At 45.3% G+C, this 24520-nt stretch carries 25 protein-coding genes; 13 read left to right on the forward strand and 12 right to left on the reverse strand.

All coding sequences use genetic code 11. From position 1 onward, the window contains the following. Positions 1-36: 36 nt before the first annotated feature. Together KXJ80_RS04375 and hemC are read right to left on the reverse strand one after the other, a co-directional pair. Positions 37-777: a uroporphyrinogen-III synthase gene (locus KXJ80_RS04375; RefSeq protein ID WP_037423004.1), complete on the reverse strand. Its 741-nt coding sequence runs from the start codon at positions 775-777 to the stop codon at positions 37-39. 4 nt (positions 778-781) lie between these two features. After that, entirely contained in the window at positions 782-1714 is a 933-nt protein-coding gene (hemC, locus tag KXJ80_RS04380) for a hydroxymethylbilane synthase (RefSeq protein WP_037430190.1), read from the reverse strand. Positions 1715-1916: 202 nt separating this feature from the next. Here hemC and KXJ80_RS04385 point away from each other — a divergent pair, with 202 nt between their 5' ends. After that, the gene (locus KXJ80_RS04385) at positions 1917-4331 is read left to right on the forward strand and encodes a class I adenylate cyclase (protein WP_218737913.1); all 2415 of its coding nucleotides are present in this window, start codon (positions 1917-1919) and stop codon (positions 4329-4331) included. Positions 4332-4367: 36 nt separating this feature from the next. Here the strand turns inward: KXJ80_RS04385 and cyaY are convergent, their stop codons facing one another. After that, positions 4368-4700, reverse strand: coding sequence for an iron donor protein CyaY (gene cyaY, locus KXJ80_RS04390; protein WP_037422994.1), 333 nt, complete (start codon positions 4698-4700; stop codon positions 4368-4370). Positions 4701-4767: 67 nt separating this feature from the next. Between cyaY and lptM the strand changes: the two genes are divergently transcribed. The 7 genes from lptM (at position 4768) to KXJ80_RS04425 (ending at position 10134) form a co-directional block, all read left to right on the forward strand. Then, the gene (gene lptM, locus KXJ80_RS04395) at positions 4768-4962 is read left to right on the forward strand and encodes an LPS translocon maturation chaperone LptM (protein ID WP_037422991.1); all 195 of its coding nucleotides are present in this window, start codon (positions 4768-4770) and stop codon (positions 4960-4962) included. Between the two features lie 42 nt (positions 4963-5004). Beyond that, positions 5005-6249, forward strand: a complete 1245-nt coding sequence (gene lysA, locus KXJ80_RS04400; RefSeq protein ID WP_099457344.1) for a diaminopimelate decarboxylase — start codon at positions 5005-5007, stop codon at positions 6247-6249. 69 nt (positions 6250-6318) lie between these two features. Next, positions 6319-7146: a diaminopimelate epimerase gene (gene dapF, locus KXJ80_RS04405; RefSeq protein ID WP_069454111.1), complete on the forward strand. Its 828-nt coding sequence runs from the start codon at positions 6319-6321 to the stop codon at positions 7144-7146. After that, complete coding sequence (locus KXJ80_RS04410; RefSeq protein ID WP_037430216.1) at positions 7143-7778, forward strand: DUF484 family protein; 636 nt, start codon at positions 7143-7145, stop codon at positions 7776-7778. Before dapF ends, KXJ80_RS04410 begins: the two co-directional genes overlap by 4 nt. 41 nt (positions 7779-7819) lie before the next feature. After that, positions 7820-8719: a tyrosine recombinase XerC gene (gene xerC / locus KXJ80_RS04415; protein WP_161808790.1), complete on the forward strand. Its 900-nt coding sequence runs from the start codon at positions 7820-7822 to the stop codon at positions 8717-8719. Continuing rightward, on the forward strand, positions 8719-9441 hold the full coding sequence (locus KXJ80_RS04420; protein ID WP_099457346.1) for an HAD-IA family hydrolase: 723 nt from the start codon (positions 8719-8721) through the stop codon (positions 9439-9441). Before xerC ends, KXJ80_RS04420 begins: the two co-directional genes overlap by 1 nt. Positions 9442-9555: 114 nt before the next feature. Beyond that, positions 9556-10134 carry a HupE/UreJ family protein gene (locus tag KXJ80_RS04425; protein ID WP_099457347.1) on the forward strand — a complete coding sequence of 193 codons (579 nt, stop codon included), beginning with the start codon at positions 9556-9558 and terminating at the stop codon, positions 10132-10134. A gap of 8 nt (positions 10135-10142) precedes the next feature. On the opposite strand, the gene KXJ80_RS04430 is transcribed toward KXJ80_RS04425, so the two are convergent. The 3 genes from KXJ80_RS04430 to KXJ80_RS04440 form a co-directional block, all read right to left on the reverse strand. Beyond that, on the reverse strand, positions 10143-10646 hold the full coding sequence (locus KXJ80_RS04430; RefSeq protein WP_099457348.1) for an AlbA family DNA-binding domain-containing protein: 504 nt from the start codon (positions 10644-10646) through the stop codon (positions 10143-10145). A gap of 98 nt (positions 10647-10744) precedes the next feature. Then, positions 10745-11491, reverse strand: a complete 747-nt coding sequence (gene ric, locus KXJ80_RS04435; protein WP_099457349.1) for an iron-sulfur cluster repair di-iron protein — start codon at positions 11489-11491, stop codon at positions 10745-10747. 501 nt (positions 11492-11992) lie between these two features. Beyond that, positions 11993-13912: a transposase gene (locus KXJ80_RS04440; protein ID WP_218678241.1), complete on the reverse strand. Its 1920-nt coding sequence runs from the start codon at positions 13910-13912 to the stop codon at positions 11993-11995. A gap of 166 nt (positions 13913-14078) precedes the next feature. Between KXJ80_RS04440 and KXJ80_RS04445 the strand changes: the two genes are divergently transcribed. Both KXJ80_RS04445 and KXJ80_RS04450 read left to right on the forward strand, forming a co-directional pair. After that, positions 14079-15512, forward strand: a complete 1434-nt coding sequence (locus KXJ80_RS04445; protein WP_218678242.1) for a hypothetical protein — start codon at positions 14079-14081, stop codon at positions 15510-15512. A 312-nt stretch (positions 15513-15824) separates the two neighbouring features. Further along, positions 15825-16493 carry an inovirus Gp2 family protein gene (locus KXJ80_RS04450; protein ID WP_218678243.1) on the forward strand — a complete coding sequence of 223 codons (669 nt, stop codon included), beginning with the start codon at positions 15825-15827 and terminating at the stop codon, positions 16491-16493. Between the two features lie 143 nt (positions 16494-16636). Here the strand turns inward: KXJ80_RS04450 and KXJ80_RS04455 are convergent, their stop codons facing one another. From KXJ80_RS04455 to radC, 6 genes are all read right to left on the reverse strand, one after another. Next, positions 16637-17359 carry a lecithin retinol acyltransferase family protein gene (locus KXJ80_RS04455; RefSeq protein WP_218678244.1) on the reverse strand — a complete coding sequence of 241 codons (723 nt, stop codon included), beginning with the start codon at positions 17357-17359 and terminating at the stop codon, positions 16637-16639. Between the two features lie 144 nt (positions 17360-17503). Next, the gene (locus tag KXJ80_RS04460; RefSeq protein WP_218678245.1) at positions 17504-18064 is read right to left on the reverse strand and encodes a tyrosine-type recombinase/integrase; all 561 of its coding nucleotides are present in this window, start codon (positions 18062-18064) and stop codon (positions 17504-17506) included. Between the two features lie 122 nt (positions 18065-18186). Beyond that, positions 18187-18600: a DUF2787 domain-containing protein gene (locus KXJ80_RS04465; RefSeq protein WP_218678246.1), complete on the reverse strand. Its 414-nt coding sequence runs from the start codon at positions 18598-18600 to the stop codon at positions 18187-18189. 144 nt (positions 18601-18744) lie between these two features. Then, positions 18745-19125, reverse strand: a complete 381-nt coding sequence (locus KXJ80_RS04470) for a type IV toxin-antitoxin system YeeU family antitoxin (RefSeq protein WP_218678247.1) — start codon at positions 19123-19125, stop codon at positions 18745-18747. Positions 19126-19187: 62 nt separating this feature from the next. Then, positions 19188-19550, reverse strand: a complete 363-nt coding sequence (locus KXJ80_RS04475; protein WP_218678248.1) for a hypothetical protein — start codon at positions 19548-19550, stop codon at positions 19188-19190. Positions 19551-19593: 43 nt separating this feature from the next. Next, complete coding sequence (radC, locus tag KXJ80_RS04480) at positions 19594-20100, reverse strand: RadC family protein (RefSeq protein WP_256929835.1); 507 nt, start codon at positions 20098-20100, stop codon at positions 19594-19596. Between the two features lie 132 nt (positions 20101-20232). Here radC and KXJ80_RS04485 point away from each other — a divergent pair, with 132 nt between their 5' ends. From KXJ80_RS04485 to KXJ80_RS04490, 3 genes are all read left to right on the forward strand, one after another. Then, positions 20233-20430, forward strand: a complete 198-nt coding sequence (locus tag KXJ80_RS04485) for a helix-turn-helix transcriptional regulator (protein ID WP_037459496.1) — start codon at positions 20233-20235, stop codon at positions 20428-20430. Positions 20431-21013: 583 nt separating this feature from the next. Then, on the forward strand, positions 21014-21148 hold the full coding sequence (locus KXJ80_RS22480) for an AlpA family phage regulatory protein (RefSeq protein WP_374915489.1): 135 nt from the start codon (positions 21014-21016) through the stop codon (positions 21146-21148). 220 nt (positions 21149-21368) lie between these two features. Then, positions 21369-24470 (forward strand): type I restriction endonuclease subunit R, encoded by a 3102-nt coding sequence (locus tag KXJ80_RS04490; protein ID WP_218678249.1) that lies wholly within the window; start codon positions 21369-21371, stop codon positions 24468-24470. Positions 24471-24520: the final 50 nt, after the last annotated feature.

Genomic DNA, 24520 nt, shown 5'->3' on the forward strand with positions numbered 1-24520 from the left:
CTGCCGAAATTCGAGTAAAATCGGGCTAAATAGCACTTAGAGTTTAAGGGCGTTTAGCACGGCTTTGCTGTTGGCGGCATTGGCATTGGTGACTTGGGTTATACCAAAGGCATGAGCTTGAGCTTCTACTCGGTTACTGGGGACTATGATATGACATGAGCGCAGCCATGCAAATAACTCTTTTGGCACTAGATTAATCAGATTATCCAGTACTTCACCACTCGTCACGACAATAGTATCTATCCCTAAGTCTCGCCAGTGTTGGCTAACCGCTGCGCCATCGAGTGGTGGGCAAGCGCGTTGATAGACTTCCCAATAGCGCAGCTTCGCGCCTCTGGCACTCAGTTGCTCAGCGAGGGCTTCACGACCACCGACACCACGAATGATAGTGATATGTTTGCCTTGGATATGTTGCAGTGCAGGCAATGTCAGCAAGCCTTCTGTTTGCTGACAATCATCCGGTGCTTCGAGAGCTTCAATTCCCTTCTCTTGCAGCGCTTCCCAAGTCGCATGACCTACGGCGAAATAAGGTACGCTTGGCCAGTCTTTAACTTGGGCAGTATCGACTTTAAACGCAGCATCAGCAAAGCTGACGGCATTGGCGCTGATACAGATAACCATATCGACATTAGCGAGTGGATGCGAAGAGTCTGGCGGCAGAGGGGGCGTGGCCTCAACGCAGAGCAGTGGCGTCACGCAGTGTTCGATGCCTCTTTCATTCAAGGCATCGACCATCGACTGATTGCGCCCCTCGGGGCGCGTCAGTAAGACTTTCATCGTCTTAGGCTTTGGCGTAAACAGCGTCGAGGATGCTTTTAGCGCCTTTGCTTAGTAGTTCTTCAGCAAGGGCAACACCGAGTTGCGTCGCTTCGGTCTTTGGACCTGTGATCACGCCTTCGATGATTTCGCTACCATCTGGATTACCAACGAGGCCGCGCAGTGTCATCTCATCACCATCTATTTCGGCAAAGGCGCCAATAGGAACTTGGCAACCACCTTCGAGGCGAGTATTCATGGCGCGCTCGGCGATGACTCGGTAGCGCGTTTCTAAGTGTTCTAATGGTGCCAATAATGCTTTAACGCGTTCATCGTTAGTGCGGCATTCAATACCGACAGCACCTTGACCGTTTGCGGGTAAGGATTCTTCCGCAGAAATAAAGCTGGCAATACGTTCTGATAATTTCAGGCGAATTAAACCCGCCGCAGCCAGGATAATCGCATCGTATTCGCCGTTATCGAGTTTCGCGAGGCGAGTACCCACGTTGCCACGCAGATCTTTGATAATCAGGTCTGGGCGTGAGGCGCGCAGTTGGCACTGACGGCGTAGGCTTGAGGTGCCTACCGTGGCACCGAGTGGCAGCTCACTGATTGACTTATAAAGGTTAGACACAAAGGCATCGCGTGGATCTTCGCGTTCACAAATCACTTCCAACCCTAAGCCTTCGGGGAAATCTACTGGCACGTCTTTCATCGAGTGTACGGCGATATCGGCTTGGTCTTCGAGCATAGCGACTTCGAGTTCTTTCACAAACAAGCCTTTACCACCAACTTTCGCTAATGGCGTGTCTAAGATAACATCGCCCTTAGTGCTCATTGGCAATAGCTCCACCACAATTCCTGGGTGAACGCGTTCTAATTCTGCTTTAACAAATTCAGCTTGCCACATGGCCAGCGGACTCTTGCGGGTAGCGATACGTATGCGGTTTTCAGACATGCCTAGTTTCCATCCGAGATCTTAGTTGCGCCAATGCTAACATTGGCTATTCGCGAATGTAAGGAAGCCGTATCGATTCTTTGAAGTCGGCGGTGTTCTAAATAGTACAAAAGTGTGATGGACATCTCATTTGGTTGCTCAGCTTTGCAAAAGTGTTAACATGAGCACACTTCTCAATTGTGCTTAAGTGTCGTGTTCTAGGATGGATCAGCAAGGCCAGTTTCCTGATATTGCAGAAAGACTTAATCAGGTTCGTATTGCACGGGCCTTAGCCTTGTTGTCTCCGTTGCAAAAGCATTTGTTCCGTTTGATCCCCTTTTTACTTCAACAGAATAGCGTTCAGTATCCAGGATACGTTGATCCTAATACGCCTTGCGGTATTTATGGTTACAAAGCGGGCTCAATAGAAGCCCAGGCTTGTGATGTGTTTACGCTGCCTTTTATACCTAATGACATGGATTGTTATGCCTTCGAAGGGATATATGCCATGGGCAGTACAGCTAGCTTTGGTCAGAATGCAAAAAGTGATGTGGATGTGTGGCTAGTCCATCATGAGGATTTGTGTGATGACGACTTAGCCTTGGTTAAATTAAAAACGGAACGACTAACCGCTTGGTTTGCAGAGTATCAGTTTGAGGTGAATTTTTACTTGGTTCATCCACTGCAATTTTGTGGTGATATCTCACAGCGTACCGGTTGCCAGTCTTCTATGGCTCATGAGCACAGTGGCAGTACGCAGCATTGGCTGTTGCTTGAGGAGTTTTATCGCAGCCAAATTCGCTTGGCGGGTAAAACTATTGCATGGTGGCCTGATGCTAAGCTCAATCCTGAATTGCTATATCTTGGTAATGTGCACGAGTTACCGGCAAGCGAGTATTTTGGTGCCTCGCTTTGGCAGCTTTATAAAGGCTTAAATAAGCCGCATAAAGCGTTGATTAAAGTACTTTTGCTTGAGGCTTATGCCAGTGAGTATCCCCATTCTCAGTTACTGTGTGACCGGCTTTGGCAAAAGACCTTAGCAGGGGATTTTTCTACTGCTAACGATGCTTATTATGCAATTTATGAGGCGATTGAAGCCTATTTATTAAAGCAGAATGATAGTCGTCGGCTGGAAATTGTGCGCCGCTGTTTTTATCTAAAATGTGGCGTGTTCTTAAGTGTGTCTGACCAAGGTAAAGATTGGCGCTATGCCAAAATGCAAAAGTTGGTGCAAGAGTGGCAGTGGCCCAACAGTTTAATTACTACCTTAGATGATTGTGAGCATTGGCATAGTGGCCAGCTCAATTGGTTTAATGAGCAGCTTAATGAATTGCTGCTAGCGAGTTATCAAACCTTACTGCGTTTCGCCTCCACCCATGAGCTAAACGAAGGACTCAGGATTGAAGAGTTGGGGATGCTCACTCGCAAACTACATACTTACTTTAGCCAAGATGAAGACCAAATCGCCAAGCTGAATTTGCTCTGGAGCCACTCGGTTGCTGAATCTGAAGTAACCATGGTGTCCAGTAACAAGGAAAATCAATATTACCTCTACCGCCAGGGGCCAAAGCCGCAGAATCTGTTAGGTGAATCTGCTATTTGCAAAGGGAAAAGCCCGTCAGCGCTGATGATTTGGGCTTGCTTAAATGGGGTATCGACGCCAGAAACCAAATGGTATGAGTTTGGCCAGAGTAAGATTAAATCCCGAAGGTTGACCGACGCTTCAAAACGATTACTTAATTTTATCGATCATGATTGGCGGGTCTCAAAGCTTGACCTATGTCAGCCTTGGCATTTTAGAAAACTCATTTTTATCCTAAACCTCGACTGTGATCCTACTATCCATTGGCAAGGGCAAGAGATGATAGTCGATGTCATGAATGCCAACGTGTTTTCATTGGGTCGTAAGCAGGAAAATATGCTCGGCGCCCTCGATGCTATTTGCCTTAATAGTTGGGGGGAGTGGCAGTGTCATCGTTTTGAGGGCGAAACCGCAGTATTGCAGGCACTCGCGTTTGTCACACCAGGGCTAAGGCGAGCGACTCATCCCGTGGATATGGATGTGATTAGCTGTTCGCAAAAGCTCAGGCCACAACTTAAGTTAGCGGTGAAAAACTTGCTTAAACAAACGGTGCGACTCTGCCAACAGGTGCAACAATCGAGCACCTTAGTACAGCCGCTGCAGATTAGTCATACCCGTTACGGGATCTTTTTTAATCCTTTGGGGATGGCCTATCAGGACTTGAGTGATGCCAAATCTTTTTATCAGCAACTTGCTCGTAGTCATTTAGTACAATTGCCTCGGCCAGAGTTGGGGGATGACCCTTTTTCGAGTATGCCGAAAATCATTCAAAACTTTGCCGCCAAGGGAGCGATCCAGTATTTTCTGCGGCAACGCACCGATAGCTTAGATGTGTTTATTCTCGATGAGGAAAATCAGCTGAGTCATTATGTGCAGTCTGGTTCAGATATGAGCGAACTGGTCAACAAAGTGAGCCATCACTATGTGTTTGATGAATTTTATGCATCAAAAGCACGGTTTAATATTCCGCAGTTTTTCCATTTAGTACGGGTGGCGGGTGAGCTAACCGTGATGCCCTTTGGGGTGGATATCAATAACGCCAATGTGGAGTTTTAGCGGGAGCGACCTCCCGCTTAGGAATAAAGCCGCGGCTTAGGAGAGGCTGAGTTCGATACCGCTTTGGCGTAGAATCGAGTCCTGCACAAAGGGCATAAACTCGCCGCCATTACGACCATCAAGCCATTTCCCCTCTACATAGCCAAAGTGATAGCCACCAAAACGCGTTGCTACCCAAATTTCATGCAAAGGTTCCTGTTTGTTGATTACGATTTTCGAACCATCGACAAATTCTAGCTGTAACACGTTACCACTGGCATCAATATCCACATCGGCATCTTGTTCATCAATTGCGGTTTCGATAGCGGTCTCTATCGCTTGGAACATGTCATCGGCGAGCTGGTGAAATTCTGTATCTGTCATGGCCATGCATTTCTGTCCTTTGCTTTCGTCAAGATGGGTGCGATTATAAGACGATTAGACACTAGATGCACAGATGTTGAGAAAAATGAGACTGTTTTTATTGTTATTGATTGGTAGCCTATTCATTACGGCCTGTGGTCAAAAAGGCCCCCTGTATAAATCCTCTCCAGTAGAGGCGACTCAGTCTAAAAAAAATAAGCCAGCTAAGCGTGATGCTACGCCTGTACAAGCCGCGGAGCCTCAAGCTGAAACTGAAAAAACACAATAATAATCAGCATAATTACTACAAAGCGCAGTAAGGAATCGGACATTGGATCACTTTCTCTACCAAGATAATACCCTGTACGCAGAAGGCTGTCGGGTCAATGATTTAGCCCAGCAGTATGGCACGCCACTGTATATCTATTCCCGTGCGACGCTCGAGCGTCACTGGCATGCCTTTAATAATGCAGTTGCCGACCATCCACATATAGTGTGTTACGCGGTGAAAGCCAACTCGAACTTAGCCGTACTGAACGTATTGGCTCGTTTAGGTAGTGGTTTTGATATTGTCTCGGGCGGCGAGTTAGCGCGGGTGATTGAAGCCGGTGGTGACCCTGCCAAAGTGGTGTTTTCGGGCGTGGGTAAAACCGTTGCCGAAATGGAGCAGGCATTAAATCTTGGTATCTACTGCTTTAACGTTGAATCGAGCGCTGAGCTTGAACAACTTAACGATGTTGCCGGCCGCTTAGGTAAAGTTGCTCCAGTGTCACTGCGGGTGAATCCCGATGTCGATGCCGGTACGCATCCTTATATTTCGACGGGTCTTAAAGAAAATAAATTCGGTATCGCCATGGATGAGGCCGAAGTTGTATTTGCTCGCGCCCATGCGCTGCCGCATTTGCAGGTAAAAGGGGTTGATTGCCATATCGGCTCACAGCTCACTGAAATTCAGCCGTTTCTCGATGCAATGGACAGAATGCTATCGCTCATTGACCGCCTAGCCGAGCAAGGGATAGTGATTGAGCACTTTGATGTCGGTGGCGGTTTAGGGGTGACCTATGATGATGAAACGCCACCGCATCCTGATGTGTACGCCGCTGCACTGCTCAAGCGTTTAGGTCATCGCAAGCTCAAACTGATTTTCGAACCGGGCCGTGCGATTGCTGCCAATGCGGGGATTTTCGTGACTCAGGTGCTGTATCTTAAAGAAAACAGCGATAAGCGTTTTGCGATTGTTGATGGCGCGATGAACGACTTAATTCGGCCCGCACTCTATAGTGCATGGCAAAATATCATTCCGGTGAATCCACGGGATGAAGATACGCAAGTATTTGATATTGTAGGGCCAGTGTGCGAAACCGGTGACTTTTTAGGTAAGGACAGACAACTCGCGATTGCGGCGGGGGATTTACTGGTTGTGCGCTCCAGTGGTGCTTACGGTTTTGCCATGGCGTCGAACTATAATACTCGTCCGCGTGCGGCCGAGGTCATGGTGGATGGCGATAAGGCTTATCTGGTGCGAGAGCGAGAAAAATTAGCGCAGCTCTGGCAAGGTGAGCAGCTCCTGCCGTAAACTAGAAAATTATATTGATTCAGGCGCTTGGCTAGTTATCGCGGCGCCTAGGCTTAAAGGATAAGTATCTTGATCCAATTCACTAAGATGCACGGACTTGGCAACGATTTTATGGTGGTCGATGGTGTCACGCAGAACGTGTTCTTTTCGCCTGAGCAGATCCGCCGTTTAGCTGACCGTAACTTTGGCATCGGTTTCGACCAACTCTTGCTAGTTGAGCCACCCTATGATCCCGACCTCGACTTTCACTATCGCATCTTTAATGCCGACGGTGGTGAGGTCGAAAACTGCGGCAATGGTGCCCGTTGCTTTGCGCGCTTTGTCCGTAATAAAGGGCTGACGAATAAGAATAAAATTCGTGTAAGTACCTCTGCGGGTAAGATGACTCTGCGCCTTGAGCGCGATGGTACTGTCACTGTGAATATGGGCGTGCCCGTGCTCGAACCTAGCCAAATCCCCTTTAAAGCCAAAAAGGCCGAAAAAACCTATCTACTGCAAACACCGCAACAAACCTTTTTGTGTGGCGCGGCCTCCATGGGCAATCCCCATTGCGTGCTCGATGTGGAAGATGTTGCCAGCGCTAATGTTGCCGAAATCGGGGCGCTACTCACCAAGCATGAGCGATTCCCGCGCGGGGTAAACGTTGGTTTTATGCAGGTGGTGAACTCGGGTCATATCAAGCTTAGAGTTTACGAACGTGGTGCGGCTGAGACTTTAGCCTGCGGCACAGGTGCTTGTGCTGCCGTGGTAGTCGGACAAATTCAAGGTAAACTCGATCAACAAGTACAAGTGGATTTACCGGGCGGCAGCTTAACCATCAATTGGGAAGGTGAAGGCAAACCGCTGTGGATGACGGGCCCAGCGCAGCACGTTTATGATGGACAAATTCAGTTATGACCGAGCCTTTGATGCCGCAGACCAATCTTCCCTTTGATGAGTTGATTATTCGCGAATATCTACTCGATAATCCTGACTTTTTTAATCGGTATCCCGAGCTGTTATTGGCGATGCGTTTACCCCATTTGGAGCGTGGTGCTATTTCCTTAGTCGAACGACGTCAAGAGTTGTTGCGCCTGCGGGTTGGGCAACTCGAAGAAGAAATCACCAGTTTACTGGCCATGGCTGCACGTAATGAAAAGATATTCCGATTTAATACTGAACTGTCTTTTAAGCTACTCAATTGCGTTAACTTAGAATCCCTTAAAGAAGTGCTGGCTGATAATTTAAAGGCGCAGTTTAATTTTACCCATGTGCGTCTTATCAGTGTGTTAGAGGCCGATATTGAGATGAAGGCGATTTGGGCGCAGCGTTTACGCAAGAATTACTATTTTGGTCGTCTGACACAACAAGAGGCGAAACGCTTATTTGGCAGTGAGGTCGGCTCGGTGGCATTAGTTAAATTAGCTGATGATATTCCTGTCATTTTTGCAGTTGCCAGCCACGATGCCACCCATTTTCATCCCGATATGGACAATATGCTGCTCGAGCAACTTCGGCGATTGCTGGCACATATGCTCGCCAAACTCTAAGCCCCGATGAGGAGTCCAATATGAACTCGCCAGCTAATGATATGCCCGCGCGTTGTCACTCCTATTTACAGCAATTTGAAACCTATATGCAGTCTGAACGTCAGTTATCGGCGCATACGGTTCGCAATTATATGTACGAGTTGCAGCGGGGAAGCGAGTTACTGCCCGAAGGTGTTGATCTGCTTAATGTTGGGCGTGAGCATTGGCAACAAGTGCTTGCTAAGTTGCACCGCAAGGGACTGAGTCCGCGCTCGCTGTCATTATGGTTATCGGCAGTAAAACAGTGGGGAGAGTTTTTACTGCGCGCAGGCGTGATAGAACTCAATCCTGCTAAGGGACTGAGTGCGCCCAAGCAAGCTAAGCCTTTACCGAAAAATATCGATGTCGATTCCCTCACACATTTACTTGAGATTGAAGGCAATGATCCGCTAACACTGCGTGATAAAGCCATTATGGAGCTATGCTATTCCAGCGGGTTACGTTTAGCAGAACTCGCAGCGCTCGATTTATCCAGTGTGCAATATGATCAGCGTGAAGTGCGGGTATTAGGTAAGGGCAACAAGGAGCGTATCGTCCCCGTTGGTCGTTATGCTATTGATGCCTTAGGCGCTTGGCTTGAGTGCCGCAGGCAAATCCCCTGTGAAGATAACGCATTATTTGTCACCGAAAAGGGCAAGCGTTTATCCCATCGCAGCATTCAGGCGCGCATGAGCAAATGGGGGCAGGAACAGGCACTTTCTATGCGGGTGCATCCCCATAAGCTGCGCCATTCTTTTGCCACACATATGCTGGAATCCAGTGCCGATTTACGGGCGGTGCAGGAATTATTAGGCCACGAAAACCTGTCGACCACGCAAATTTATACCAGTTTAGATTTCCAACACTTAGCTAAGGTGTATGATAACGCCCATCCTAGAGCGAAAAAACAACAGGATAAATAATGCGTTGTTATCTTAGACCCCAGAATATTCGTGCGATTAGCTTCGATCTCGACGATACCCTATACGATAACGAACCCCACATTCTCAATGCCGAAGCTGAGTTAATGCAGTTTTTGCATCAGGCTTATCCGCTGACTCAAGCTTGGCAACCGCAGCAATGGCGACTGCTCAAGTTACAACTACTACAGCAAAATCCGGCCCTCGCCCATGACACCTCGGCGGCGCGAATTGCGACTCTGCATAAAGGCCTTTTACTGCTCGGTTATAGTGAGCCTGAGGCAAAACGTGGCGCGCAGGAAGGTTTAGCTTGTTTTTATTTTCATCGAAGCCATTTTCAGGTTTCAGACGACGTCTTGGCGCTGCTCACGCGTTTATCGGTCCATTTTAGGCTGATTGGCATCACTAATGGTAATGTGGACGCACAGCGTATCGGCTTAAGTAATGTGTTTGAATTTGTGCTGCATCCTGGTAGTGGTGTAAGGATGAAGCCTGCTAAAGATATGTTTTCACAGGCCTGTGAAAGGTTAGATATCGGCTTAGATCAACTGCTGCACGTTGGCGATAGTATGAATGCCGATGTTCGCGGTGCGCGTTTAGCGGGATGTCAGTCTGTCTGGTTAAATCCCAGTTTTGGCCGTGTGGCATCGTTACCGATTGCTGCACTCTTACCCCATATGGAGATTGCCACTCTCGATTCATTACAGGAAATGTTATTGCCTTAAAAGAATAGCAGCCTATTTAAAGTGATAGGGATCAAGGATTGGCATATCGTTTTGCCGTAGAGTATTAGCATTTGTTTAACTCAGTTGTTACGCCCTCACTAACAAGGAACTGCTATGGTGCGTTTATGTCTGTTGCTCCTCTTGAGTCTATCGTTTATAGCCCCTGCGTCGGCGCACGAAATCCACTCCGGTGGTGGTTTTATGGCGGGCTTTAATCATCCCGTTTTAGGTTTTGACCATCTCCTTGCCATGTTAAGTGTGGGCATGCTCAGTACGCAGCTCGGTGGTCGCGCGATTTGGACTGTGCCCTTAGCCTTTGTGTGTTTTATGTTGGTTGGTGGAATACTGGGGCTTTATGCCATTCCGGTGCCCTTTGTTGAAATTGGCATTGCTTTGTCAGTACTGTTGCTTGGGTTAGCGATTGCCTTTGACCGCCAATTACCGCTGTTGTTTGCTATGGCATTTGTCGGCGTGTTTGCGATTTTCCACGGTCATGCCCACGGCATGGAAATGCCTGAACTTGCCAGCCCAGTTCTTTACGCCTTTGGTTTCTTATTTGGTACTGCGGTTATCCATTTAGGTGGCGTTATGCTAGGGCTAGGCATGCAGCGCGTCACTGGGCAACGCAGCTTAATGCGCGTATCTGGCGTGGCAATTGCCGCCATGGGAGGCTATTTACTCGCTGGTTTTTAGAAAAAGCACTACCGCGCCTTTATCAGCTTATTGCAGTGATGGGCGCGGCGTAGCATTTGTGTAACCTGTCTCCGGCTGGCATGCATGTCGGCATCTCCAACCCGAAAATAAGTCCCCATATAAGCATCGGTGCCTATAAATACTGGCTTTAGGTGCTCTGGCGCGAGTGGCACGCGAATCCTTATCAGCTTTTTATTCATAATTTCAATCAGCTGCACATCAGATATCGCTAAAATATTACAGCTTATCCGGCTAGGGTCATCGAGGATTTCCCAAAATTCCTGTAATACGGGTAGCGGATTAGGGATGCCTTCAATGGTGAAATGGCCACGATCTTCGCGTACCCCAAGAATAATCTCTCCGCCTAAGGTGTTGGCGAAGGAGCTATAGGTTGCCCAAATATCTTCAGGTAATTGACCTTGACCATCACGGCCTCTTGCGAGTTTAAATTCTACTTGGGCTGATTCGTGTAGAGAAGCAATATCATCGAGTGCGAATGTTGGGTATGTCATGGCGGCTTATCCTTGCAAGGCACACCACTTTTTGTAACACGCCAAAATCACAAAGGCCAGCAGTTGTGCTGACCTTGGTGGTTAATCAATCTTGTTTATTAGGCGAGTTGCAGCGCCTTAGGGAAGAGAATGTTGTTTTCTAAATGAATGTGTCTATGCAGGTCTGCCTCAAATTCTGCGAGCGTTGCATAACAAACCCGCCAAGTAGTACAGGCATATTCGGGAGGCGTAAAGTCGTTGGTTAACTCATGTAGCTTTTGTAAAATCAATCCTGCTTCTTCGTGCTCGTGTTGCATTGCATTGATAGGGTTACCTATATGACCAAAACAACCCTGCACTTGCTCGCCTTGACTCATCGCCCGAATCGCAGGAAAGAGGATATTTTCTTCCTTCATCAAATGCGGCATTAAATCTTCTATCAACGCACGAACCCAACCTGCAAATGGAACAATTTCAGCATAATGCTCGCCATGGGCGCGTACCATCTTTTCTGAGTATTCCAGCAATAACGGTGCTTTAGCGCGGACATATTGGTGGTGTGTACGCTCAATATAATCAATTAGTTGCTCAAGTGGTAGTTGATTAAGTTCATCTTCTTTAGCACCTGAATATGTCATGTACTCTAATGCGGCGGCGACTTTATTTGGGTCGGCTTGCGCTCGCTCACAGGCACTGATCAGTGCTCGACCACCGCCACAGCAGAAATCGATACCAAATTGGCTAAACACATGGGCGCGGCGAAAATCCTCCGCGACCAGCTCGCCTACTTTACGCTCAAGCCATGGGGATAAAGGGGCTGATGGTTGTTCAACGTGAGACGCTGACGAAAAGCTAGTTGATGACATTGCAACACTCCAAAGCACAAATAATTTACATGCATATTATTTACAGCTTTATTGTGATGCAATAAATCTTGACTAATTTAGTCAGGATTTGCTGCGGCTGTCACATTAAATTGCCTGAATTATTCCCAAAGGAGTAGGGGGTAGAGGCTGATGAAGACGAGTCGACGTTTTATCTAATTAGTATTTTTTTGGAACTTTGTAGCGTATTGAATTTACCATTCTTTGCGTATCATCTAAGGCTCATCGAATATTAAGTATTTGATAATAAATGAAACTACAAAGATGCTTTCAATGCCCTAAGAGTAGGGCATTAAAAGCAGATTGCTGAAGGAATGAGGAGATTATTCGACGTTCTGGATCTGAATATTTTTATTTGTAATAAAACCATTATTTAACAATGGATAGCATGTTTTATTTTGTGGTAATTCGCATTGATACCCACCGATATACCCACCAGTTGGAATTCTATAGAAGACACTTCAACAGAATGCGTCAGTTTGTTCAGGTGAGGCCTTTTAGACGCTCTTCGAAGTGATGGTGCAAAAGTGGCTTAATGTCGTCCAACATTACAAATGGAGTCCCCCAGCGTTCTATCTTGGTAAATATGTTTTCGTAAAGTCGAGTGATTAAGCTTTGTGCGGACTCATTTTTGTTAAACTCACTCGTATTTTTGAGGAGTTTTTTCATTAGTTCAACTGCTTTCATTGTGTAAATGGTTTCACGTATAGCCACAGGATACGTGAAGTATTTAGCAAAATATTCCCATTCTTTGTACCAAGAATTTATCACATCGGGATATTTGTCTCCCCAAATAACTCTTACTTCAGATAACACTAATTCTGCTTCAGTTATGCTCTGTGCCATCTTGATTTTTAGTAAATCATCATTAAAGTTTTTTTGGTCTTCGAGTAGTACCGATTCAGTCGAGTTTCTAATTTTTCCTAAGATACATAGTTGTAGCTCTGTTTGAGGATATAGGGTTTTCAGCGCAGCTATAGAATCCTTATGGCTAGTATCTGAACAGATAGTTAGGATCTCTTTAACCCCACGTTTTTTAAAGTCGTTGAGTATGTGTGCCAAACTATGATTATTTTCTATATTATCAGATAGATATAAATCTAATAATTCAATGCTACCAGCCTCATTGAGCACGCAAACGGTACTCACAATGAGATCTTTTTCTTTTGTTTCATGATGATTCTGAATGATCCAAATCACTGGATATCTTGAATTTAATTCGCGTTTTCGTCTATTTTTGATCTCTAGGGGTAATTTGCTATAATTAGCGTTAACGATACCAGCCTTATTAACGGATTTAACTATTGGTACACTACGGTTAGCTCTGGGTTGGTCTTTAATGACTGATGAATGAGGTTCTTCGCCTTCAGGCATGTCGTTTGATATTGGGATTTGTTCCTTGACAGTCGCGGTATCAGTTATGTTGTGTGGATGGGCGACACTGTCATGTTCAGGCGAATTTTTAATCGTGTTACTTTGCTCACTATTGCCTATAACCTTGTGGTCTTCAGCCGGAAGAGTCGTTTCACTTTGCTTCATCGATGGCAGAGATGATGCTCTGTCGCATTTCATAGTGTCTTTGTGCTCATTTAAGACTTCTGGTTCTATTAACTCACCTTGCTTGGTTCTGTTTGACAGCAACTCTTTGTTTATTTGACTAATTGTATTTGTTGTGGCCGTTGGGTTAGCATTGAGGTGTTCGTGAGCTGTAGGAGTGCTGTCCTCTATTTTGTCTTTGGTTTGCTGATCTAAATCTTCGTGCCCGTCGATAATGTCGGAAGCAGCAAATTTATTTTTGTTTCCATGATCATTTTTTAAACCTTTCTCTCTCGATTTTTTTTCATGTTCGAAGTCAATGACATTCTCACCAGCTGGCTTTGCCCCGCTTTGTTGGGCTTGTTTCTTGCTTGAGGCCTGCTTTTTTTGAAGAGCTAGTTCTTTTTGAAAAACAATGTCTTTATCCTCTATGGTTCTATTGATTTTTTGCTTCTTACTACTTGTTTTGACTAATTCATTTTTAATCAATGACGGGTTCCATTCCTGTATCATTTCCGAGATGAATTCAGATTTTTTACTGTTTTTACTGATTTTTTCCAATTTATTAAAAGTAGCACTGTCGATTGTCACAGTGAAGGAGACTTTACCCTTCGAATTCTTTCTACATTTTTTTGTTCTCCAGGTCCCCCCCATCGTTTTTGCAATGACTGTTGTTGATTCTAATGTGTAGCCTCGCTGTACCATTTGATCTGCGAGTGAACGGACGATGGTATTGGTGTCGATATATTCAGATGGAATATAGAACCCTTTCTTATACAGATGCTCTCTGATCCATTTGATACTGTCTGGAGTCTCAGAATTCAGAAAACTGAAAAGCTTTATTACATCACCATGCATTAGAATCATCTAATTTTCCGTTTTTGCATATTTAAAAATATTAGAAATTTTTACGACGTTACAATGTAACGTTACAAGTAACGACATTAATTGTTTGTGACCAATTATACTAGGGTTTTCTTAGCAATAATGTGTATTATTGGTAAACACGTATGGAATACAAAGGACATTAATAGTGAACGTACTTGAATCAATGACGGATGCACCGCCTGAAACTAGATTGTTGCTGCTCCAATGGTCCACCTTACAAGGCGGTCTTTTTATTGGTGGTGACATTCAGGATTTAAGTAAATTGTTCAAAATGCCAAAGAGAACTATCGCAGCTGGCTTGCACTATTTAGTGCAAGAAGGGTATATGTTAAAATTCCCAAACCTTGATGTGAGTCCTTCACCCGATAAGCCACGCTCACGTTTCCACTTTCAATTGACCAGTGAAGGGTATCGGCGCTGTAAAAACACACTCGCTACTTGTGACTTCCAAGAAGAGTTAAGAGATGTGCTGTTTGCTACGGACCTGAAGTTGCCTAGGCAAGGCATTCGCTTGCAATGGGCATGTTTAGTGTTATTGGCTAATAAGGCTGGCTATGCCATTGGATATTCGACTGAAACTTTAAAAAAATGGTCGGGTTTATCGGACAAGCAATTGGAACAAAATTGGAACTTTTTGGTGAAAGCTGGTGCAATCTCTTTGGTAGCCAAAGAAGTTAAAAACAGTGATTTTTTTGTGGCTTTACCCACAATGTATAAGCTCGAACTCCGCAGTGCAGCCTTAAATTGCGTAAATTTTGGCGTGCCTGTACAGCAAAACCATTTGCAGGAATTTAACTTTTTAAGGGAGGTTATCAGCTTCAATAGTAAGTTCCAGCAACAAAAGAAACAGCAGCAGATCCCATTGCAAAATAGTGTTCTCGATGACAAGTCGTATTTAGCTATGGCTAAAGGTTTTCTTGATCCCAGACTACGCGTTTACATTCACCATCTATGCGTATCTACGGTGCTGTTAGGGTTATCGCATGAGAAGGTGCTTGATACTTCTCATGACATTTTGAAGAATGAAACACTACAACGGTTTATCAGATCGGCCTTGGAATATGGTTTGTGCATGCCCGAAAGTTTAGTCATTTCAGCCAAAGGCCTACATTCGAACGATTGTAATGTTCAGCAACCAACTGAAAACGATACTGCTCATTTGATTGATTTTGTCCTCAAAGCTCTAACGGATGAGTTGATGTTTAAAATTGCTGAGTTTGCACCATTTCTAAGATTATTCGTTCGTGAATATAAGCTATTTCCAAATTTTGTTGGGTGGTTGCCTGGACATTTTATGCATTCAACCCGAACGATAAAGCTTGCAAAGGTTGAGAAGAAAAGTGAGCAAACTGAAGCTCTGGTAGGCGATGATGTAAGCAGTGAACAGCAGAGTAGAGAGGAGCGTGAGTTTACCACTTTTGTCTTGCAACTATGGTTACCTACCTCAGCTAAGGTCAAAGATAGCATGGCGCTGGGTGATCAGATCTTGGCTTACCAAGGATGGAATTTGGTGAATTCTCCAAATATTGTAAAGGTCAATGAAATCAAAGTTCACAAAATGCGCTTCGGTTGTGACTAAATGGTCGTTTAATTGTCGAGCGATGTGAGATCCCATCGCCCTTGCTCGCCCGATCTACCGCTCAATGATTGACGGGGATTTCAGTTATTGCGATTGCCTGTTTGTTAATACTATTAGTCTGTAGTCATACCTACTACTCAATAGTATTCCTTCATCAGTATCTCTAACACTACCTCCCATGAACATACAGAGTTAGCTGTCATCCATAGATGAGCTAACTTTTACAAGTGATATCAATCACTGTTTGTCTTTTGAGTTATAAATTACACAAACCCCATACGTTATGTAACTTAACCAATATGGGATATCAATATGTACTCACGTCACACCTCAAACACTAACCTTACCGTCATCAGCAATGGCCAATACCAAGGCCTCAATGTTTATCCTAGGCCACTCAGCGCTGAATACTTAAGCGCCATTCTACAGACCTTACAAGCTGCTCTGACTGAGCACCCTCGTACCTTTATGGTGCGGTTTGATTTGCATCTACCACAGCTCAATTTTCGTGACTCACCTATAGTTTATGATTCAACGGTAATCAGCAAATTCTTTAAATCTCTGAGTGCTAAAATCCAGCATGATAGGCTTATCAAGGGCCGTGAGGGTAAGCGGGTGCATCCTTGTACTCTGCGTTATATTTGGGCAAGGGAGCGAGCTGATGCCGATACAGACCATTACCATATCGCTATCTTCCTCAATAACGATGCCTATAACCATCTCGGTAATTACAATCGAAGTGGACAAAACCTGAGTACTAAGATTGTTGAAGCCTGGGCCAGTGCCTTGGGATTAGATGATTACAGTACTCGGCATTTAGTCCATTTCCCTGAGGATACACCTGTTTACTATCTCAATCGTAATGCACCGAATTATCCTCAAACCTTTGCGAGTGCTTTCTTCCGCTTGAGCTATTTTGCCAAGCTAGAGACTAAGCATTATGGCGATAAAACACGTTCATTCGGTTGTAGTCGTATTTAAGCGTGGTGACAGAGTTAGCTTCTTAAGGTTTAAGCTAAAAAATAAAGGTGCTTAGCTGTGGGACCTGAGCTGTATTGGTCCTTAAGTGTGTCAACGATAGCGGCTTGAGGGCCGCTTCGTTGTTAAAGAGTTGACTTCAATACTTATGACCTTAGCCAGTGCCATGCATCGGCTATTAGCTCTGCACCGGCTTTTACGCCATTGATGCCCACTTCTGCTGTCATCAGCATGGTGTTTAAGCCGGTTTCTAAACTGCCTGTGACGAGTTTGATCCCTGCATCGGCTATCTCACCTTGGCTTAAGCAATCATAACTCTCACCCAGGGTTTGCGTGGTGCCTTTTAGTAGGCATTCGGCAGGCTTAGCAACAAGATCCCCTGGCGTCCCTAGGAGCGTGTTGAGGTTATCGGGTAGCCCTAGGTATTCGCCAGTCATTTTTACTGCGGTAGAGGCTAACACGACGTTTGCGACGGTTCCCGTGGCCAGCTTTGAAGCAGTACTTCCCAGTAAGCCTGCTCTGGCAGAGCCTTGCAGGGCAACGTGAGTGAGATTACTGACTTGATTGGAGGTGCTGGTTCTTTCTAAGCATTCGTTGACGAACTGCTCACAATTGTTCGTAGCAACGCCGTATGAGGTATAACCCAGTTGACTGCGTGCAAGCTCAATAGCTTGATGGGGAAACAGGCTGGACTTTTTCACTCTGATCTTATGGCCACCAGCAAATCGCTGCAGGTCGATTTCTTCAATCATGCCCTGTTTAGATAAGTGAATAACATTTCCATTGCCCACATAGAGGCCATGGTGTTCGGTTAAGCCGAGAACGTCGATATTGGTAACGAGGTGATCGCCAGGTTGTAATGCTTGCATAAATGTTTCCTTAGCCAGGGGGCATCATTGTGACGCGCCATTACGACATGCAGACTGAGGTTAGTTGCAGGTGTTCGCGTTGATAGTCCGTTGGCTGTGTGAGGATTGTAAATGAGGCGCTATCGAGTAAGCGATAAGCGCGGGTTAGATTTCTAGCTCGACAAAGTCCTTATCGATATCGTCCTGCTCAATACCGATATACCGGAGGGTTGTTTCTTCGGCGCTGTGTCTGAGCATTTTCATCACTCGGCCAATATCTTTGGTTTGTTGATACAGCAGATAACCTCGGGTCTTGCGCATTGAATGGGTGCCTAAGGCAATTTTGAGCTCTTCACCAATCATCGCTAGGGCGCGGCAAATATAGCGGCGTGACAAAGGCGCGGGTTTGATGTTTTTCGCTCGTTGATTGCGGTAAGACTGAAACAGGTAAATGTGATTCGGATGCTCACGCGCAATTCGCTGTATCCGTTCCATCGTTTTTGAGTTGAGCTTGATATTGGCGATTTTGCCGGTTTTGGATTCCTTAATGATGAGCCTATCGCCCTGGATATCGCTGAACTTAATCGAGAGTAAGTCGGAGATCCGCAGGGCGAGATTAAGGCCGATATTCCACACATCGGCCAGTTGCTGGCTAAACTGTCTTTCCAGTAGGTAGCTGATAAGCTTAACGGTGTCTTGATCTTTAACGGCTTGAACTTCAGGCATGGTCATGTTCCTCTTTTTTGCTATAGCGTGTTTTTGGGCACATGCGTTGTTGAGAGCCGCATGGGGCAAGGGTTTGAGTGTTCCCGTTTTAGGATTCTGGGAACTTCATTTGGCTAAGTGGTTTAATCCAAACTGACCTTCACCTTGTAAACGCCCATATCGAAATAAGTGGCAAAGTTTTGGGTAAATAAATCGATTAATGCTCTGCATTCCCGCTCGCCAATCCAGCCACTAAACAAGCTATAGACCTGCTTACTGTTAAAGCAGATATCGATGTCTTTGACGAGTTCAGGGAAGGGATGACCGCGAAAAGCAAAGTCGGTGACGTAGACTAAACGCCAGTGCTCTTGCTGTTTCTCAAGCCGGACTTCGACAGGATGAAAGCCACCATCTTCGGCGCTGTAATCTGGATCTCTAAAATTGAGCGTGATCGCATTGGCATCTTTTGGATCGACGTTAGCCAGTTCCTTTTCAATCACTTGGTAAAAACGATCTGGTATCGCTGGCTGTTGGTTACGCTTGATGGTTAATGTCATGGGATATTCCTTCTTTGATTTACGCGCACACGCAAGAGCCTAGGAGCTACAACTCCTGGGCTCTTGCTATGTTTGCTGGTGGGGTAAAGATTGAGTGAAACGAGTCTGATGGAGTGTGATGAGGTATCAGGATGCGCTTTGGTGTTACAAGGTTATCGAAGGGGCTAGTGTTAATGTGGGTAGTGGTTTGTCTGCGGATTGATAGACAGCAATATACAAATAACCATGGCTGCCTAAGGTATCGGCCTCACAGGTAAAGTCATCGTACTCAATGGTGACGCTGTGCTGCTCTCTTGCATCTATCTCACCGGTGACGACTAATCGCTCAAGTTGTTTAACTAATTTTGGGAAAGCGTGATTGAAGCGTTTGCGTACTTCAGGAGAAAACTCACCGACAAAACTTGCTCTGTCATTGAGATAATCCAAATGCATACCACGCAAAATCAGTCTCGCACCAAAGCGGGGAGATACTTTACGGGGCAGACCCCAGGCGTGCTCAATATCGAAAAGCTTTAGGGTTGTCATAGGAACCTCTATGGTTAGAAGGGTGAAATGTAAGGAGTGATCGTTATCGGGCTATACGGTCTTTAGGTATGCACACTCCAATTAGGCTTCTCGTTGCTGCCATGGTTAAAGTACACACCGTTAATCACCCGTTGCCATTCACCAGTAGGGACTCCATAACTGTCACAGGGGCAAACATAGCGGCAGAAGGCAATCTCCTTGGGTAAGTGTTCAACCACATCACGGTGAAACACACTTAATACGGTTTTATGCAGCTTTGGATTCGGTGCCACAATTGGCTTGCCAATCACTTGGCCCATGGCATTAAGCGGCCGCACAAACATTGGCAAAATCAGTTCAACCGCCAAACGGTTACGCAGCTCAGGAAAAGCGGCGCAGGCCTCGGCGACACAGGCCTGTGAAAAGCTGTCGGTAAATTCAATCATGGTGGACTCCTTGATAAGGATGAAAAGCGGTGTGACGGCGGGACTAGAGTAAGCCGCGTTCAGCAAAGGACACCGGTGTACGACCCACCACAATATGGTCAAGCACCTGCACGTCAATCAGCGCCAGTGCATCGGTTAACCGTTTAGTGATGTTTTTATCTGCAGCCGAAGGTTCAGACTCGCCGGATGGATGGTTGTGGGCAAAGATGACAGCCGCCGCATTAACGGCCAACACAGCCTTAACCACTTCTCGTGGATAAACACTGGCAGCATCTAAGGTGCCAAAGAACAGCTCTTTAAATTCAAGTAATTGATGTTGATTATCGAGCAGCATCACCGCAAACACCTCCCGCTCATAACCGCCGAGTTTGTAAGTTAAAAAATCCTTAGTGGCCTGAGGGTTGGTATAAGCATCTTTCTTCACATAGCGTTCGGCAATGATATTGGCGGCAGAGGCGAGGACCTCTTCGGCAGTTTGCGGCCACTGGTTTATAGGTTGGTCTATTGAGTTGTTAGGTTCAGTTTTAGTGTGCATCGCTTTTGTTGACATATCAGGCTCCTTGAAAGCGTTAGAGGGCTTATGCACAGGAGTGATATATATCTGAAAATATTTGGAAATAAGGAAAAAGTTAAAAATTACTCGAAGGACATATGTGATGAGACAATAACCGAGAAACTCATCATGAAACTAATTCGCCTTACTAAAGTTATGGATTACACAGGTCTAGCACGCTCCACTATCTACAAGTACATCGCAGAAGGAACATTTCCCAGACCGGTGTCACTCGGTAGCCGAGCTGCCGCTTGGGTAGAAAGTGAAGTGCAAGAATGGATTTTAACAAGAATAGAGGAGCGAGATGCCCAAAGTGCAACCGTTTAAGCCCTTACCAACATCCGTTTTACAGCACATTAATTAACTTCAGAATATCCCTTACAACCTCCCGCCTTCAAAGGCTAAGAGTGTCCTCCATTACTAGATTGAAATGTTTTTTTTTGGCTTAATCCCTCTATAAGTAAGCCTATGAGCAATAACTAAAAAAACCTAAATAAACCAAGGGACCACCGAAAACAAGCTAGGGTAAGGACAACATTCAGAGCTTACAGTACTTGCTTAGTTACTATTGCAATACACTACCTGCCTAACAGCCACGATGCATTAAGCACTGGAATGGCAACGACTATTCAAACAGGGCACTAACTGACGTATAGACAAGCGCATCGCTCTCACCGGCATGCGCCTGTCTTGTCGCCCTAATGATCAACACAAAGGGTTGAGACATCCAACCCTTAGTTCTTCGCCTTCAAAGCGTTTAACTCCAGTTATGTTTCAAACGGCGAAGAGAACGCATTTACATGGCCACAGAACCCGCCCAAGCAGCACTAGTTAAAGTACCCACAATGAAAATCAGCAAAAGCTTTGAAGATGATTTATGGAATACCGCTAACAAACAGCGTGACAGCTTATGCACAATGCAACTCTTCTATTCAAGGCATTGTCACTTGGTAGTCGTGCGGCCGCTTGGGTAGAAAGTGAAGTACAAGAGGGGATTTTGGAAAGGGTTGCGCAGAGGGATGGTGTGGTAACAGAATGCCTTTAATAAACAGCATAAAAAAGGTGAAGGCAGACACCAGCCTTCACCTAATCAAAGCTAATTGAGTTTATTTTTCAGATTTCGCAAGGTACTAAAGATAAAAGAAAACTAAAGCTGTTAATTAACACAATTAACTGGTTCACAGTAATCGAGGTACAGACAAGACTCTGTAAAATTAAGGAGTTATACTAGGCCCGTCTGATTACTTACAAACAAGGATTGTCCAGTGTTCAATGAAGATTCTCGCGTTAAAATCCCTACCATACTTCACCTTATGCGCCTGGGTTATCAGTACTTATCGCTAAAAGATCACTCTTGGGACCTGGATACCAACATCTTTCCCGAGTTATTTAAAAAAGCAATTTCCAAGATAAACCAAGGCATCGAAGAAGACGAAGCAAGACGTCTGCTCAACGATGCTAAGTTGCTACTGGATAACGAAGATTTAGGTCGCGCCTTTTTCGAGCGCCTTTCAGAGCGTTCAAATATCAAGCTTATCGATTTTGAGAACTTCAATAACAATAGTTTCCATGTGGTCACAGAACTGACTTGTAAGAACGGTGATGAAGAGTTTCGCCCAGATATTACTTTGTTGATTAACGGTATGCCGTTGGTATTTATTGAGGTGAAAAAGCCGAATAACCGAGAGGGGATTTTGGCTGAACGAGACCGTATCAATAAACGCTTTCAGAACTCTAAGTTTAAGCGCTTTGCCAATATCACCCAGTTTATGATTTTCTCCAATAACATGGAGTACGATGAGGGCGAACCAGAACCTATACAAGGAGCCTTTTACGCTAGCAGTTCATACCACAAACCTGTATTCAATTACTTCCGCGAAGAAGAGGTGTTAAACCTCACTGCATTATTGAAGCCTATATCGGATGAAGATGAGCTAAGAGTATTAAAAGACAATAACCTAGAAGTGATCCGCAGTAATCCTGAATTTCAAACGAACAAACAGCCCGAACGTCCAACCAATCGTATCTGTAGTTCTTTGGTCAGTCGTGATCGCTTAGCCTTTATTCTTCGCTATGCACTGACGTATGTGTCTGAGTCCGACGGTTTACAAAAGCACATTATGCGTTACCCGCAGTTGTTTGCCACCAAAGCGATTGAAGATAAGCTCAACACAGGTGTTAAAAAAGGCATTATTTGGCACACCCAGGGCAGTGGGAAAACTGCACTCACATTTTACAACGTGCGATTTTTAACTGACTACTTCCAACGCCAACAGGTGATCCCTAAGTTTTACTTTATCGTCGATAGGTTAGACTTGTTACAACAAGCACTACGTGAATTTACAGCTCGCGGTCTTACGGTATATACAGTGAATTCACGGGAAGAATTTGCACGCGATATCAAAGCGACGCAAGTCATCCACAATCATTCTGGTAAGCCAGAAATCACAGTAGTGAATATCCAAAAATTTGAAGATGATCCTGATGTAGTTAGCACCAAAGACTACAACGTTGCGATTCAGCGAGTGTACTTTTTGGACGAAGTGCACCGCAGCTACAACCCCAAAGGTAGCTTCTTAGCCAATTTAAGTCAGTCAGACACCAACGCCATTAAAATCGGCTTAACCGGTACGCCGTTATTGGGGGATGACTACAACTCCCGCGCTTTGTTTGGTGATTACATTCACAAGTACTACTACAACGCATCCATTGCCGACGGCTATACCTTGCGCTTAATTCGTGAAGAAATCAGCACCCAATACAAAATCGAACTGCAAAAAGCCCTAGAAGAAGCCGAAGTGAAAATGGGCGATGTCGATCGTAAAAAAATCTATGCACACCCAAGCTTTGTTGAGCCCATGCTGACTTACATTGTGACCGACTTTGAAAAGAGCCGTAGTGCACTAAACGATGCAACGATTGGCGGCATGGTCATTTGCGATAGCTCAGACCAAGCCAAGCAAATGTTTGAGATTTTCAATGCAGTGTATGCCCAAACGCCTGTTTTACCACAAAGCATTAATACACCATTAGAAGTTGCGGAACCTCCGCCAACGGCTTATGCCGAATCGGTAAAACAAGCGCAAAAGGTAAAAAATGCCGCGCTGATCTTGCATGATATTGGCAGCAAAGAAGAGCGCAAAAACTGGGTAGAAGACTTCAAAGTAGGCAAAATCGACTTTTTGTTTGTGTACAACATGTTGCTCACCGGCTTTGATGCCAAGCGCCTGAAAAAACTCTACCTCGGTCGAGTGATCCGCAAACACAACTTGCTGCAAGCACTGACGCGGGTAAACCGCACTTACAAAGATTTCCGTTACGGCTATGTAGTCGATTTTGCTGACATCAGTAAAGAGTTCGATGCCACCAACAAAGCCTATTTCGACGAGTTACAGTCGGAGCTTGGCGATGAGATGGAGCACTACTCACAGCTGTTTAAATCGCAGGAAGAGATCAAGCAAGAAATTGAGCACATCAAGGACGTACTGTTTCGTTTTGATACCGACAACATGGAAGAGTTTTGCAACCAGATCAGCCAAATTCAGGATCGTGATACCGTCTTGGCATTAAAAAAAGCCCTAGCCGACGCCCGTAGCCTGTATAATCTCATCCGCTTACAAGGTGATTATGAGAGTCTGGCTGAGCTAGATTTTGCCAAGCTCAATGTGCTATTTCGAGTTACCAGCGATAGACTAGATATGCTGAACCTTGCCAACTCAATACAAGATGGCGCTGACATTGGTAACTTACTCAATAGAGCTCTAGAGGATGTAATTTTTACATTCACCAAAATCGGCGAAGAAGAGCTGGTATTGGCCGACAAGCTCAAAAACACCCTGCGTCAAACTCGCGAAGCATTAGCCAGCAATTTTGACCAGCAGGACCCGCAGTTTGTCAGCTTAAAAGAAGAGCTAGAGCGGCTGTTTAAAAAGAAAAACTTAAGTGAAGTGACCCAAGATGAAATGAATGCCAATATCGACGCGCTGAATAAAATTCACGACCGCGTCAAAGAGCTTAACCGCCAAAACAACCAGCTAAAGCAAAAGTACCTAGGCGATGCCAAATACACCCGTATTCACAAACGCTTGCAAGAGCGCCAGCAAAGCCAAAGCGACATCAGCGAGTCAGAGCGTAAAATTTTTGAGGCACTGGCGGGCGTAAAGCAAGACGCCGACGAGCAAGTGCTCAACAACAGCCAAGTGCTGGATAACGAAAGTTACTTTGAACGCCAAATGATGCCGCTGGTGATTGGTCGCTTTATGAAAGAGCAGCAAATCAAACTCAACGCCGACGCCTCGCGTTACATAAATCACCTCGTCGTCGCGGAATATTTAAAAGAATTTAATACTGGCAGCCAAGCGTGGTAATGCTTGCTTAGTCGCTACTGACAAATAGCGCCGGTTACACCCATTAGGAA

The sequence above is a fragment of the Shewanella xiamenensis genome (assembly GCF_024971755.1).
Taxonomy (GTDB): Bacteria; Pseudomonadota; Gammaproteobacteria; order Enterobacterales; family Shewanellaceae; genus Shewanella; species Shewanella xiamenensis.